The organism is Novosphingobium sp. CCH12-A3 (assembly GCF_001556015.1).
In the GTDB taxonomy this organism is placed as follows: Bacteria; Pseudomonadota; Alphaproteobacteria; order Sphingomonadales; family Sphingomonadaceae; genus Novosphingobium; species Novosphingobium subterraneum.
The window spans coordinates 24,660-38,666 of sequence record NZ_LSIA01000020.1; the positions used below are offsets into that span (position 1 = coordinate 24,660).

A 14,007-nucleotide genomic window follows, 5' to 3' on the forward strand; every position below is an offset into this window, starting at 1 on the left:
AGGATGAGCGGATTTTTGCGATTAGAGGTGCCCTGTGAGTCTCGCTGACAAGGATCGCATCTTCACCAACGTCTACGGCTTCCAGCCGTGGAACCTTGCTGCCGCACGCCAGCGCGGGGACTGGGACAATACCAAGGCCCTGATGGAGCGCGGGCAGGACGCGATCATCGAGGAAATCAAGGCTTCGGGCCTGCGCGGCCGTGGCGGTGCGGGCTTCCCCACCGGCATGAAGTGGTCGTTCATGCCCAAGGAATCGAAGGACGGCCGTCCGAGCTTCCTCGTGATCAACGCCGACGAATCCGAGCCGGGTTCGTGCAAGGATCGCGAGATCATCCGCCACGATCCGCACAAGCTGATCGAAGGCGCGCTGATCGCAGGCTATGCGATGCGCGCGCGCGCGGCCTATATCTACATTCGCGGCGAATATATCCGCGAAGCCGAGACGCTGTTCGCCGCCGTGCAGGAGGCCTATGACGCGGGCCTGATCGGCAAGAACGCGAGTGGGTCGGGCTACGATTTCGACGTCTTCGTCCATCGCGGCGCAGGCGCCTACATCTGCGGCGAAGAGACCGCGATGATCGAAAGCCTCGAAGGCAAGAAGGGCCAGCCCCGCCTCAAGCCGCCGTTCCCGGCCGGCGCGGGCCTTTATGGCTGCCCGACCACGGTCAACAACGTGGAATCGATCGCGGTTGCGCCAACGATCCTGCGTCGCGGCGCTTCGTGGTTCTCCTCCTTCGGTCGTGAAAACAACAAGGGCACCAAGCTCTTCCAGATCAGCGGCCATGTGAACCGGCCCTGCGTGGTCGAGGAAGAGATGAGCATTCCGTTCAGCGAGCTGATCGAGAAGCACTGCGGCGGCATCCGTGGCGGCAAGGACAACCTGCTCGCCGTGATCCCCGGCGGCTCGTCGGTCCCGCTGGTTCCGGCTGCAGAAATCTGGGACGCGCCGATGGACTTCGACGGTCTGCGTGCGCTGGGTTCGGGCCTTGGCACCGCCGCCGTCATCGTCATGGACAAGTCGACCGACATCGTCCGCGCGATCAGCCGCCTTTCGTACTTCTACAAGCATGAAAGCTGCGGCCAGTGCACGCCGTGCCGCGAAGGCACAGGCTGGATGTGGCGCGTGATGGAGCGGCTGCGCACGGGCGATGCGGATGTCGAGGAGATCGACATGCTGTTCAACGTAACCAAGCAGGTCGAAGGCCACACCATCTGCGCTCTGGGTGACGCCGCCGCATGGCCGATCCAGGGCTTGATCAAGCACTTCCGCCCTGAGATCGAGCGCCGGATTGCCGAAAACGCTCGGCCAGAACTGTCAGAGGCAGCAGAATAATGCCTAAAGTCAAAGTCGACGGCGTAGAGCTCGAAGTCCCGGCAGGCGCTACTGTCCTGCAGGCGTGCGAGCTGGCCGGCAAGGAAATCCCGCGGTTCTGCTATCATGAGCGGCTGAGCATTGCCGGCAACTGCCGCATGTGCCTTGTCGAAGTGAAGCCCGGACCGCCCAAGCCACAGGCGTCCTGCGCGCTGCCCGCCACGGAAGGCCAGGAAATCCGCACGGATTCCGAGATGGTCAAGAAGGCGCGGGAAGGGGTGATGGAATTTCTCCTGATCAACCACCCGCTCGATTGCCCGATCTGCGATCAGGGTGGCGAGTGCGACCTGCAGGACCAGTCGGTCGCCTATGGTCGTGGTGCCTCGCGCTATCACGAGAACAAGCGCGCGGTGACCGAGAAGTACATGGGCCCGCTCATCAAGACGACGATGACGCGCTGCATCCACTGCACCCGCTGCGTGCGCTTCAGTGAAGAAGTGGCGGGCGTGGACGAAATCGGCGCGCTCTATCGCGGCGAGACGATGCAGATTTCCACTTATCTGGAAAAGGCCGCGGCGCACGAGCTTTCGGCCAACGTGATCGACCTCTGCCCGGTCGGCGCGCTGACCAGCCGCCCCTATGCGTTCGAAGCGCGTCCGTGGGAGCTGAAGAAGACGCTGTCCATCGACGTTTCCGACGCGCTGGGATCAAACATCCGGCTCGACTGCCGTGGCCGCGAAGTGCTGCGCATCCTGCCGCGCGTCAACGACGACGTGAATGAGGAATGGCTGTCCGACCGTGGCCGCTACATGGTCGACGGACTGACCCGCCGCCGTCTCGACAAGCCATGGCTGCGCCGTGATGGCAAGCTGGTCGCGGCGGCCTGGGCCGAGGCGTTCGAGGCTGTGGCGAAGATCAATCCGGGTTCGTCGGTGGCGGTGATCGCGGGCGATCTGGTTGATTGCGAGACGATGTTTGCGGCCAAGAAGCTGGCAGGGGCCTTGGGGTCCACGCTGCTCGAAGGCCGTCAGACGGGTCTGGCCTATGACACGTCGAACCTTGCGGCGGTGAACTTCAACTCGGGCCTGGCTGGCATCGAGGATGCCGACGCGGTGCTGATCGTCGGTTCGATGATCCGCGACGAAGCGCCGCTGCTCAACACCCGCCTGCGCAAGGCGGTGAAGAAGGGCGCGAAGGTCTTCGTGGTCGGCCCGCAGTGGGATCCGACTTATCCGGCGACGTTCCTGGGTGACGATCTGGCGGTGCTGGGCAACCTGCCTGCCGAAGTCAGCGATGCGTTCGGCGCGGCCCAGAAGCCTGCGATCATTCTGGGTGGTGCGGCTCTGGGCAATGGCGCGCTGGGCGCAGGTCTGGCCTTTGCCGAGCAGTTCAATCTGGTGCGTGAGGGCTGGAACGGCTTCAACGCGTTGCACATGGCAGCAAGCCGCATGGGCGGGCTGATGCTCGGCTATGCGCAAGCGGGCGGCATTGCCGATCTGGTTGCGGCCAAGCCAAAGATGGTCATCTCGCTGGGTGCGGATGAGGTGGACTTTACAAAGTTTGCCGACAGCATGATCGTGCATATCGGCCATCATGGTGACAAGGCGGCGCACGCTGCCGATGTGATCCTGCCTGCCGCCGCGTTCAGCGAGAAGGACGGCACTTACGTCAACACCGAAGGCCGCGTGCAGTATGCGGAAAAGGCCGTGTTCGCGCCGGGCGATGCCCGCGAGGACTGGACGATCCTGCGCGCGATGGCCGACGCGCTTGGCGTTTCGGTAGGCTTCGACAGCTTCGAGCAGCTTCGCGCCGCGATGGTGGCCGAAGTTCCGGCGCTGGGCTTGGAAGGTCTGGCCGATTACGGTGCTCTGCCCTCGGCTCCCGCTGGTGCCAGGGCTGAGGGTGTGATCGCGGGTTACCCGATCAAGGATCGCTACCTGACCAACGCCATCGCCCGTTCCAGCCCGACGCTGCAGCGCTGTTCGGCGGAACTGCTCCACGGGACAAGCTTCGCGGAGGCCGCGGAATGACCGAGTTCTTCATGGGTCTTGGCCTCTCGTACGAGTGGGCCTGGGGCATTGCCACCGTCTGCGGGATCCTGCTGATCGCATTCCCGCTAATGCTCGGCGTTGCCATGATCATCTATGCCGACCGCAAGATCTGGGCGGCGATGGCGCTGCGCAAAGGGCCGAACGTGGTGGGGCCGCTGGGCCTGCTGCAGTCGTTTGCCGACGGCCTGAAGGTGTTCCTGCAGGAAACCATCATTCCTTCGGCGGCGAACAAGGGCCTGTTCCTGATCGCGCCGATCATCACCTTCACCGTTGCGCTGATGGCTTGGGCGGTGATCCCGTTCAATTCGGGCGCGGTGCTGGCCAACATCAATGTCGGCCTGCTCTACGTCCTCGCGATCTCATCGCTGGGTGTTTACGGCGTGGTGATCGCGGGCTGGTCGTCGAATTCGAAGTACCCGTTCTTCTCGGCGATGCGCGCCTCGGCGCAGATGATCTCCTATGAAGTCTCGATCGGCTTCATCTTGATCTGCGTGGTGCTGTGGGCGGGGACGTTCAACCTGAACGACATCGTCAAGGCGCAGCAGAGCCACGTTTGGATCATCAACGGCTTCGTCGCGAACCCGCTGCTGTTCCCGATGTGGGTGATGTTCCTGATCTCGGGCCTGGCCGAAACCGCACGCGCGCCGTTCGACCTGACCGAGGCGGAATCGGAGCTGGTGGCGGGCTATCAGACCGAATACTCGTCGATGGCCTTCGCGCTCTACTGGCTCGGCGAATATGCCAACGTGCTGCTGATGTGCGCGCTGAACGCCGTGCTGTTCTGGGGCGGATACCTGCCGCCGCTCGACATTCCGGTGCTCTACCTCGTGCCGGGCTTCGTGTGGCTCCTGCTCAAGATCCTGTTCTTCTTCTTCATCTTCAGCTGGGTGAAAGCCACTGTCCCGCGCTATCGCTATGACCAGCTGATGCGCCTGGGCTGGAAGATCTTCCTGCCCGTATCGCTGCTGTTCGTGTTCCTCGTCAGCGGCTACCTCATGGCTACCGGACACTTCGCATGACCGTCGGACAGCTCATCAAGAGCTTCACCCTTTGGGAGTTCGTGAAGGCGCACTGGCTGACCTTGAAGTATTTCTTCAAGCCCAAGGCGACGATCAACTACCCGTTCGAGAAGAACCCGCTTTCCCCGCGCTTCCGTGGTGAACATGCCCTGCGCCGTTATCCCAACGGCGAGGAGCGCTGCATCGCGTGCAAGCTGTGCGAGGCGGTGTGCCCGGCGCAGGCGATCACGATCGAAGCCGAACCGCGCGAGGACGGCAGCCGCCGCACCACGCGTTACGACATCGACATGACGAAGTGCATCTTCTGCGGCTTCTGCCAGGAAGCCTGCCCGGTCGATGCCATCGTCGAGGGGCCGAACTTCGAATACGCGACGGAAACGCGCGAGGAGCTGCTCTACGACAAGGCCAAGCTGCTCGCGAACGGGGACAAGTGGGAGCGGGCGATAGCCGCGAACCTTGAAGCCGATGCGCCGTATCGCTAGGGGGCCGCGCTGATGATCCAGGTATTCGCCTTCTATCTCTTCGCCACGCTCTGCATCTTCAGCGGTGCGGTGACGATTCTTGCGCGCAATCCGGTGCATTCGGTGCTCTGGCTGATCCTCGCGTTCTTCAATGCCGCCGGCCTGATGGTGCTGGTGGGCGCCGAGTTCATCGCGATGCTGCTGGTCATCGTCTATGTCGGTGCGGTTGCGGTGCTGTTCCTGTTCGTCGTGATGATGCTCGACATCGACTTTGCCGAACTGCGCGCCGGATTCATCAAGAACTTCCCGCTCGGTTTGGCGCTGGCCGTCGTGCTTTTCGTCGAGCTGTTCGTCGGCCTGATCGTGCGCGGCGCGGGTTCGGTTGCGCTGGGCAAGGCCGATGGCTCGGCCGCGCCGCTGGCCGAAGCCTCGAACATCGAGGCAATCGGTGCACTGCTCTACAGCCGTTACCTGTTCCTGTTCGAAGCGGCGGGCATTGTCCTGCTGGTTGCGATGATCGGCGCGATCGTGCTGACGCATCGCCAGCGCACCGACACGCGTGGCCAGAACGTCTCGAAGCAGAACGCACGTCGCCCGGAAGAGGCGACCGTCAATCTCCAGCCGGAAGTGGGCAAGGGGGTCCAGATCTGATGATCGGCATCGAACACTACCTCGTCGTCAGCTCGATCCTGTTCGTGCTGGGCGTGCTTGGCATCTTCCTCAACCGGAAGAACGTCATCATCATCCTGATGGCGATCGAACTGATCCTGCTTTCGGTGAACCTCAACCTCGTCGCGTTCAGCGCGTTCCTGCACGACCTTGTCGGCCAGGTCTTCGCGATGTTCGTGCTGACGGTGGCTGCGGGCGAGGCAGCAATCGGGCTTGCCATTCTCGTCATCTACTTCCGTGGCCGCGGCACCATTGCCGTCGACGATGTCAACCGGATGAAGGGCTGAACCAATGTCTTCCATCCTGATCATTGTATTCCTGCCGCTTCTGGCAGCGATCGTCGCAGGCCTCGGCAACAAGAAGCTGGGCACAGTTCCGGCCAAGGTGGTGACCACTGGCGCGCTGTTCATCTCGTGCGCGCTGTCCTGGCCGATCTTTATCTCTTTCCTGGGCGGAACGGCCGAGGCAAGCGTCACTCCGGTGCTGCACTGGGTCAAGTCGGGCGCGCTCGACTTCGCATGGGCGCTCCGGGTCGACACGCTTACGGCAGTCATGCTGGTGGTCATCACCAGCGTCTCGGCGCTCGTCCACCTGTACTCGTGGGGCTACATGAGCGAGGAGCCGGATCAGCCGCGCTTCTTCGCCTACCTGTCGCTGTTCACCTTCGCCATGCTCATGCTGGTGACGGCGGACAACCTCGTGCAGATGTTCTTCGGTTGGGAAGGCGTGGGTCTTGCCTCCTACCTTCTGATCGGCTTCTGGTTCCGCAAGCCTTCCGCCAACGCCGCCGCTATGAAGGCCTTCGTGGTCAACCGCGTCGGCGACCTCGGCTTCATGATGGGCATCTTCGGGACGTTCCTGGTGTTCGGCACAGTGTCGATCCCGGCGATCCTTGAAGCCGCGCCCGGCATGGCCGGCTCGACCATCGGTTTCCTTGGCTACCGCTTCGACACGATGACCGTGCTGTGCCTGCTGCTGTTCATCGGCGCGATGGGCAAGTCGGCGCAGCTTGGTCTGCACACGTGGTTGCCTGACGCTATGGAAGGCCCGACTCCGGTATCGGCGCTGATCCACGCTGCCACCATGGTGACAGCGGGCGTGTTCATGGTCTGCCGTCTGTCGCCGATGTTCGAAGTCAGCCCAACGGCGCTGTCGTTCGTGACCTTCATCGGTGCGATGACCTGCATCTTTGCGGCGACCGTGGGCACGACGCAGACCGACATCAAGCGCGTGATCGCCTATTCGACCTGCTCGCAGTTGGGCTATATGTTCTTTGCGGCAGGTGTCTCGGCCTATGGCGCGGCGATGTTCCACCTGTTCACCCACGCCTTCTTCAAGGCGTTGCTGTTCCTGGGTGCCGGTTCGGTGATCCACGCGATGCACCACGAGCAGGACATGCGGTACTATGGCGGCCTGCGTAAGAGCATTCCGCTTACCTACTGGGCGATGATGATGGGCACGCTGGCGATTACCGGCGTCGGCATTGTCGATGTGTTCGGTTTTGCAGGTTTTTACTCGAAGGACGCGATCCTTGAGGCGGCCTATGCCAAGGGCACCGAACTGGGGCACTTTGCCTTCTTCATCGGTATCTTTGCAGCGCTGCTGACCAGCTTCTATTCGTGGCGTCTGGTGTTCCTGACCTTCTTCGGCAAGCCGCGCTGGGAGCAATCCGAGCATGTCCAGCACGCGGTACACGATGCTCATGGGCATGACGATCATGCTCACGGGCACGATGACCATGCGCATGCGCATCATCATGATGAGCACAACGATGGCACGGCAGGCTATCACCCGCATGAAAGCCCGCTGAACATGCTGGTTCCGCTGGGCGTGCTGTCGCTTGGCGCGGTGCTGGCAGGCTTTGTCTTCCATCACAGCTTCGTGAGCGAAGGCACCGGACATTTCTGGAAGGGCTCGCTCGTGTTCGCGGAACACACGATCCATGCAATGCACGAAGTGCCGACATGGGTTAAGTGGGCGCCGTTCGCGGTCATGGCCACCGGCCTTCTGATCGCCTGGTACGCCTACATCAAGAACACGAAGTTCCCGGCCGCGTTCGTCGAGCAGTTCGGGTTCCTCTACAAGTTCCTGCTCAACAAGTGGTACTTCGACGAACTTTACCACTATGTCTTCGTCGTTCCGGCGATGTGGCTGGGCCGCGTGTTCTGGAAGGTTGTCGACCAGGGCGTGATTGACCGCTTCGGCCCCAATGGTGCCGCATGGGTCGTCGCTCAAGGCAGCCGCGCCGCCGCCAAGCTCCAGTCGGGGTATCTCTATAGCTATGCGCTGGTCATGCTCGTCGGCCTTGTCGGCGCGATCAGCTGGGTGATCGCACAATGACCGGTTTTCCGATCCTCTCGCTGATGCTGCTGGTGCCGCTGGTTGCGGCAGTGGCCTGCCTTGTCGTTCCTCGTGAACAGGCGCGTTCCGTTGCGCTTGTCGCCACTTTGATCGACTTCGTTCTGGGGGTGATCCTCTGGGCACAGTTCGACATCGGCGGCGCGCAGTGGCAATTCACGGAAAGCGCCGCGATCTTCTCGGGCTTCTCGTGGAAGCTCGGCATCGATGGCATCGCGCTGCTGCTGATCGCGCTGACGGTATTCCTGATGCCGATCTGCATCGGAGCCAGCTGGACCTCGATCGACAAGCGCCAGGGCGAGTATTACGCGGCGTTCCTGCTCATGGAAACGCTGATGATCGGCGTGTTCGCGGCGCAGGACCTGTTTCTGTTCTACATCATGTTCGAGGCCGGCCTGATCCCGATGTACCTGATCATCGGCGTGTGGGGCGGGGCGGAGCGCATCTACGCCAGCTACAAGTTCTTCCTCTACACGCTTCTCGGCTCGGTGCTGATGCTGATCGCGATGTTCTGGATGGTTAACGAAGCCGGCACGACCGACATCCCGACGCTGATGGCCTACAACTTCCCGGCTCAGGCGCAGACCTGGCTGTGGCTGGCCTTCTTCGCGAGCTTTGCCGTGAAGATGCCGATGTGGCCTGTCCACACCTGGCTGCCCGACGCGCACGTGCAGGCGCCCACCGGCGGTTCGGTGATCCTTGCAGGCGTGCTGCTGAAGATGGGTGGCTATGGCTTCATTCGCTTCTCACTGCCGATGTTCCCAGAAGCCTCGGCGCAGTTCGCGCCGCTGATCTTCGGCATGTCGATGGCGGCCGTGGTCATCACCTCGCTGATCGCGTTGGTGCAGCACGACATGAAGAAGCTGATCGCCTATTCCTCGGTCGCGCACATGGCGATCGTGACGATTGGCCTGTTTGCCTTCAATCAACAGAGTCTCGAAGGTTCGATGCTGATCATGCTGAGCCACGGCCTGGTTGCAGGCGCGCTCTTCCTCAGCGTCGGCGTGATCTATGACCGTCTGCACACGCGCGAGATTGCGCGCTATGGCGGCTTGTCGATCAACATGCCGTATTACGCGGTATTCCTGCTGCTGTTCACGATGGCTTCGATCGGGCTTCCGGGTACGAGCGGTTTCGTTGGCGAGTTCCTGTCGCTGATGGGCGTCTACCAGATCTCGAGCTGGGTTGCCCTGATTTGCACCACCGGGATCATCCTTGGTGCGGCATACATGCTCTACCTTTATCGTCGCATTGCCTATGGCGAGCAGAAGAACGCCGATGCCGCCGCGATGCTCGACCTCGACAAGCGCGAGTGGGCGATGATGGTGCCGCTTGCTGCCGTGGTGCTCTGGATGGGCGTGTACCCTGAAAGCTTCATCGCGCCGATGCGCAAGGATATTGCCGCGCTCGATGCGCGCCTCGCGCAAGCCAAGCCCAAGGGCGATGCGCAAGTAACTGCTGGAAAGCCGATGGCTGCTGCCCATTCTGAACATGAAGCCGCGCACGGGGAGGCACACTGATGGACTTCGCCCGTTCGCTCGCGCTCACCACGCCCGAAATTCTGCTTTCGGTTTCGGGTCTGGTGTTGCTGCTGATCGCCGCCTGGGGCGGTGACAAGGCCTCGCGCCTGATCTCGATCCTTGCCGTTGCTGTCCTGACGGTTTGCGCCATTCTTACTGCGCCTGCACTGTGGGGGCAGGCAATGGGGCCGGACGTGACCGCGTTCGGTGGCCAGCATCGCGCCGATGCCTTCGCCGCGTTCGCCAAGTTGCTGATCTACGCCAGCGCTGGCGTGACGCTGATCGTTGCGCAGTCGTTCTTCGACAAGGCTCGCGCAATGCGCGCGGAATTCCCGCTGCTCGTGCTGTTCGCCTCGCTCGGCATGGGCATGATGGTGTCTGCAGGTGATCTGCTGGCGCTTTACATCGGCCTCGAGCTGAACAGCCTTGCGTCCTATGTGTTGGCTTCGTTCCTGCGCACCGACGAGCGGTCGGCGGAATCCGGGCTCAAGTACTTTGTGCTTGGCTCGCTGGCTTCAGGTATCCTGCTGTTCGGCATGAGCCTGACCTACGGCTTCACCGGCACGACCAGCTTTGGCGGGATCAATGCTGCGCTTGCGGGCGGCCTGTCGACCGGAGCGACGTTCGGCCTTATCTTCGTGCTGGCAGGTCTTGCCTTCAAGATCAGCGCGGCGCCGTTCCACATGTGGACGCCCGACGTTTACGAAGGCGCGCCGACGCCGGTAACGACGTTCTTCGCCACTGCGTCGAAGGTCTCGGCGCTGGGCCTGCTGGTGCGCGTCAGCTTCGAGGCTTTCGGTAGCCAGCCGCATGCCTGGCAGCAGGTCGTGATCTTCGCCTCGCTGCTGTCGATCGTTATCGGCGCGCTGGGCGCGATCGGCCAGAACAACATCAAGCGCCTCATGGCCTATTCGTCGATCAACAATGTCGGCTTCATCCTGATTGGGCTTGCGACGGCAACGCGCGCCGGTGCTTCGGCGATGCTTGTCTACATCGCGATCTATGTGGCGATGTCGGTTGCTGGTTTCGTGGCGGTACTGCTCCTGCGGGACGAGAACGGCGAGCAGGTCGAAGCGATCTCCGACCTGGCTGGCCTTTCAAAAACGCGCCCCTGGATTGCCCTTGCGATGGCGTCGGTGATGTTCAGCCTCGCCGGTATTCCGCCGCTGTTCGGCTTCTGGGGCAAATTCGTGGTGTTCCAGGCCGCAGTGCAGGCCGACATGATCGTGCTCGCCGCGATCGGCATCGCTGCATCGGTGATCGGTGCGTTCTACTACCTCAAGGTCGTCAAGGTCATGTACTTCGACGAACCGGCGGATGTGGTGAAGGGCACTGGCGAGACTTCGCATACCGTGCTGTTGGTGCTGTCGAGCCTCGCAATCTCGCCGCTCGGCTACCTTGGCACCAAGTGCCTCGATACGCTCGCTGGATACGCTGCCGCAGCGCTGTTCCCGGTCGGCTGATCACTTGATCGAAACCGTCGCCGAAATTCCCTCGACCAATGGTGCGCTGCTCGCGCGCCTTGGCGGGGGAGAGGCCGTGGCCGAAGATTACTGGCTGGTTGCTGACCGGCAAAGCGCTGGGCGTGGGCGCGCAGGGCGCGCATGGAGCGACGGCTTCGGGAACTTCATGGGTTCGACGGTCGTCAACCTTCGTGGTCCTGATCCGTTGCCGCAGACGCTGGCTCTGGTTGCCGGGCTGGCTGTGCACGAGACGGTCAGTGCCATCGCTCCGACACTGGCTGATCTCTGGCTGAAGTGGCCGAACGACCTGCTTGTTGGTGATGCAAAGCTGGCGGGCATTTTGCTCGAGCGGCAGCGTGATGCTGTGGTCATCGGAATTGGCGTAAACCTCGCACAAGCACCACTAGTACCTGACCGGTCGACGGCGTCGCTGAGCGATCTTGGCATCGATATTTCCCGCGACCAGTTTGCCGCCGATCTGGCTGCGCGGCTTGGCGATGCAGTTGACCGGTGGCACTACGGCGAATGGCCGCTGCTGCGCCAGCAGTGGATTTCACGCGCCTTGCCCACGGGGACGCTTGTTTCGGTCAAGTATAGCGACCACGGCACCATCATGGGTGCGTTTGCCGGTATCGATGATGACGGCGTTGCCCTTCTTCGCTTGGCGGACGGAGCGGTCCGTGCCATCCACGCGGGCGACATAGATATGGTGGGAACTCATGCTTCTGGCGGTTGACGTCGGCAATACCAACATCGTCTTCGCACTGTTCGAAGGTCGCGAGATCAAGTCACGCTGGCGTGTTGCGACCGATCCACGCCGCACGGCTGACGAGTACGCAGTTTGGCTGTTGCAACTCATGCAATTGCAGGGTTTTGACCGAAAAGCCGTGAGCAAGATCATCATCTCGACAGTTGTGCCGCGCGCGCAGCACAACCTCGAGGTCCTTTCGCAAAAGTACTTCGGGCTCGATCCGCTGATCGCAGGGCAAGCTCCCGTGGAATGGGGCTTCGAGGCAGATGTTGACGAGCCGCGCTCACTTGGAGCAGACCGTGCCGTCAATACCGTGGCGGCCCACGCCAAGTATGCTGGTGACCTGATCGTCGTCGATTTCGGCACAGCCACGACATTCGACGTGGTAGACTTCAATGGTGCCTACAAGGGCGGGATCATCGCACCCGGGATCAACCTGTCGCTCGACGCGTTGGTGACGGCAGCCGCAAAGCTGCCGCGCATTGCAATCGCGCCGCCGCGAGGCAACGACCGCCGGGTCATTGGTCGCAACACCGAAGACCAGATGCAGATCGGCGTGTTCTGGGGCTATGTCGCAATGATGGAAGGCCTGATCGCGCGGCTGCGTTCAGAGATCGGTCGCCCAGCCAAGATCATTGCGACGGGCGGCCTCGCCGTGCTGTTTGACGAGCATACCGAGATTTTCGATCACGTGGATACCGATCTTACCCTCGACGGCCTCGCGATCCTTGCTGAAAGAGTGTCTGATTCGTGAAGCCTGCCAAGGAACTCCTCTTCCTCGCCCTTGGTGGCTCGGGCGAGATCGGGATGAACGTCAACCTTTATGGGTGTGACGGCAAGTGGCTGATGGTCGACCTCGGTATGACATTCGCCGACCCGTATTACCCCGGGATCGACCTGGTTTTTGCGGACCTCGATTTCATCGAGCAGCGTCTCGATGACCTTGTCGGTATTGTCCTGACGCACGCGCACGAAGACCATATCGGTGCCGTGCCGTACTTCGCGCAGGACCTTGGCGTGCCGCTTTATGCGACGCCTTTCACGGCCAAGCTGGTGCATGAGAAGCTGGTCGAAGCGGGGATCGAGGAAGAGGTCGAGCTCAACGTCATTGACCACCTCGATCGCTTCGAACTGGGGCCGTTCGGCATTCGCTACGTGCCGCTGGCGCACTCGATTGCGGAAGGCAATGCGCTGCTCATCGACACTCCGCATGGTCGCATCTTCCATACCGGCGACTGGAAGCTGGACGACGAACCGCGCATCGGCACCCCGGCGACCGAGGAGGAATTGACCGCAATCGGTGACGAGGGCGTGCTGGCGCTGGTCTGCGATTCCACGAACGTGTTCAATCCCAAGCCATCGGGTTCGGAAGGCGAAGTGCGGGCGGGGTTGCTCGAGGCGGTTGGCGCGCAGAAGGGGCGTCGCGTCGTCGTCACCACATTCGCTTCCAACGTGGCGCGCCTCCAGACGCTCGGTGAGGTGGCCGAGGCTACCAATAGGAAGTTGTGCGTTGCGGGCCGCTCGCTCGACCGTATCATCCGCGTTGCGCAATCGTGCGGCTATCTCAAGAACTTCCCTGATCTTGTCCATGTCGACGATGCAATGGACGTGCCGCGCGGCGAACTGCTCGTGCTGGCGACAGGCGGGCAGGGTGAGCCGCGCGCGGCACTGGCACGCATTGCCGGCGATCAGCACCCGGTGCGGCTTGAGAAGGGCGACGTGGTCCTGTTCTCCAGCCGCCAGATCCCCGGAAACGAACTTGCCATCGGGCGCATCCAGAATGCGCTGGTAGAGAAGGGCGTGCGGATCGTGACTGACAGGCAGTCAATGATCCATGTCTCCGGCCACCCCGGTCGCCCCGAACTGGTGGCGCTGTATGACTGGATCCGGCCGGAGATCCTCGTGCCCGTCCACGGCGAAATTCGTCACATGGCCGAGCAGGCGCAACTGGGCCTGGACGAAGGCATTCCCAAGGCGATCCTGCAGAAGAACGGCGATTTGATCCGGCTTGCACCCGATGGCCCGAAGAAGCTTTCGGAAGAACGCGCCGGACGACTGGTGCTCGACGGCGACATCATAGCCCCTGCCGACGGCGAGGGCGTCGTGGCGCGACGCAAGCTTTCGCAGAACGGACTGATCACGGCGGCGCTTGCGGTGCGGCACGATGGGCAACTGGTTTCTGACGTGGAGATCGCCTCGATCGGCATTCCGTTGGACGAAGACATGGAGGCCTTCGTGGCCGAGGCCAAGGTCGAGGCATCGCAGGCCGTGCGGAACCTGAAGGGTGATCGCAAACGGGATCGCGTGGCCGTGGCAGAAGCCGTCAGGCTGGCGGTCCGTCGCACCGGACAACGCTGGTCGGGCAAGAAGCCGGTCGTGCAAGTGCTGCTGCGGGAAAGCTGA

12 protein-coding genes are annotated in these 14,007 nt (G+C 62.3%); all 12 read left to right on the top strand.

Annotation, left to right across the window (positions count from 1 at the left end; translation table 11 throughout):
• Positions 1-34 precede the first annotated feature (34 nt).
• Genes nuoF through AX703_RS01430 form a run of 12 tightly spaced genes read left to right on the top strand, consistent with a single transcriptional unit; the run spans position 35 to position 14,007 of the window.
• Complete coding sequence (gene nuoF / locus AX703_RS01375; RefSeq protein WP_062342111.1) at positions 35-1,333, top strand: NADH-quinone oxidoreductase subunit NuoF; 1,299 nt, start codon at positions 35-37, stop codon at positions 1,331-1,333.
• A complete protein-coding gene (gene nuoG, locus AX703_RS01380) occupies positions 1,333-3,342 on the top strand; it encodes an NADH-quinone oxidoreductase subunit NuoG (RefSeq protein ID WP_062342113.1) in 2,010 nt (669 codons plus the stop codon). Before nuoF ends, nuoG begins: the two co-directional genes overlap by 1 nt.
• The gene (gene nuoH, locus AX703_RS01385) at positions 3,339-4,382 is read left to right on the top strand and encodes an NADH-quinone oxidoreductase subunit NuoH (protein ID WP_062342115.1); all 1,044 of its coding nucleotides are present in this window, start codon (positions 3,339-3,341) and stop codon (positions 4,380-4,382) included. The genes nuoG and nuoH overlap by 4 nt, the downstream gene beginning before the upstream one ends.
• A complete protein-coding gene (nuoI, locus tag AX703_RS01390; RefSeq protein WP_039331348.1) occupies positions 4,379-4,864 on the top strand; it encodes an NADH-quinone oxidoreductase subunit NuoI in 486 nt (161 codons plus the stop codon). Before nuoH ends, nuoI begins: the two co-directional genes overlap by 4 nt.
• Before the next feature lie 12 nt (positions 4,865-4,876).
• Complete coding sequence (locus AX703_RS01395) at positions 4,877-5,494, top strand: NADH-quinone oxidoreductase subunit J (protein WP_039331347.1); 618 nt, start codon at positions 4,877-4,879, stop codon at positions 5,492-5,494.
• The gene (gene nuoK, locus AX703_RS01400) at positions 5,494-5,799 is read left to right on the top strand and encodes an NADH-quinone oxidoreductase subunit NuoK (protein WP_011445933.1); all 306 of its coding nucleotides are present in this window, start codon (positions 5,494-5,496) and stop codon (positions 5,797-5,799) included. The genes AX703_RS01395 and nuoK overlap by 1 nt, the downstream gene beginning before the upstream one ends.
• 4 nt (positions 5,800-5,803) lie before the next feature.
• Positions 5,804-7,852 (top strand): NADH-quinone oxidoreductase subunit L, encoded by a 2,049-nt coding sequence (gene nuoL, locus AX703_RS01405; RefSeq protein ID WP_062342117.1) that lies wholly within the window; start codon positions 5,804-5,806, stop codon positions 7,850-7,852.
• Positions 7,849-9,390 (top strand): NADH-quinone oxidoreductase subunit M, encoded by a 1,542-nt coding sequence (locus AX703_RS01410; protein ID WP_062342120.1) that lies wholly within the window; start codon positions 7,849-7,851, stop codon positions 9,388-9,390. Before nuoL ends, AX703_RS01410 begins: the two co-directional genes overlap by 4 nt.
• A complete protein-coding gene (gene nuoN, locus AX703_RS01415) occupies positions 9,390-10,853 on the top strand; it encodes an NADH-quinone oxidoreductase subunit NuoN (RefSeq protein ID WP_062342122.1) in 1,464 nt (487 codons plus the stop codon). The genes AX703_RS01410 and nuoN overlap by 1 nt, the downstream gene beginning before the upstream one ends.
• Positions 10,854-10,857: 4 nt before the next feature.
• Entirely contained in the window at positions 10,858-11,589 is a 732-nt protein-coding gene (locus AX703_RS01420) for a biotin--[acetyl-CoA-carboxylase] ligase (RefSeq protein WP_062342124.1), read from the top strand.
• The gene (locus tag AX703_RS01425; RefSeq protein WP_039331337.1) at positions 11,573-12,358 is read left to right on the top strand and encodes a type III pantothenate kinase; all 786 of its coding nucleotides are present in this window, start codon (positions 11,573-11,575) and stop codon (positions 12,356-12,358) included. Before AX703_RS01420 ends, AX703_RS01425 begins: the two co-directional genes overlap by 17 nt.
• A complete protein-coding gene (locus tag AX703_RS01430; RefSeq protein WP_062342126.1) occupies positions 12,355-14,007 on the top strand; it encodes a ribonuclease J in 1,653 nt (550 codons plus the stop codon). The genes AX703_RS01425 and AX703_RS01430 overlap by 4 nt, the downstream gene beginning before the upstream one ends.

Excerpts from the sequence above, each read along its gene's own strand:
- AX703_RS01425 (WP_039331337.1), top strand. The coding sequence starts at position 11,573 with ATGCTTCTGGCGGTTGACGTCGGCAATACCAACATCGTCTTCGCACTG.
- nuoG (WP_062342113.1), top strand. The coding sequence starts at position 1,333 with ATGCCTAAAGTCAAAGTCGACGGCGTAGAGCTCGAAGTCCCGGCAGGC.
- nuoH (WP_062342115.1), top strand. The coding sequence starts at position 3,339 with ATGACCGAGTTCTTCATGGGTCTTGGCCTCTCGTACGAGTGGGCCTGG.
- nuoI (WP_039331348.1), top strand. The coding sequence starts at position 4,379 with ATGACCGTCGGACAGCTCATCAAGAGCTTCACCCTTTGGGAGTTCGTG.
- nuoL (WP_062342117.1), top strand. The coding sequence starts at position 5,804 with ATGTCTTCCATCCTGATCATTGTATTCCTGCCGCTTCTGGCAGCGATC.
- AX703_RS01410 (WP_062342120.1), top strand. The coding sequence starts at position 7,849 with ATGACCGGTTTTCCGATCCTCTCGCTGATGCTGCTGGTGCCGCTGGTT.
- nuoK (WP_011445933.1), top strand. The coding sequence starts at position 5,494 with ATGATCGGCATCGAACACTACCTCGTCGTCAGCTCGATCCTGTTCGTG.
- AX703_RS01395 (WP_039331347.1), top strand. The coding sequence starts at position 4,877 with ATGATCCAGGTATTCGCCTTCTATCTCTTCGCCACGCTCTGCATCTTC.
- nuoN (WP_062342122.1), top strand. The coding sequence starts at position 9,390 with ATGGACTTCGCCCGTTCGCTCGCGCTCACCACGCCCGAAATTCTGCTT.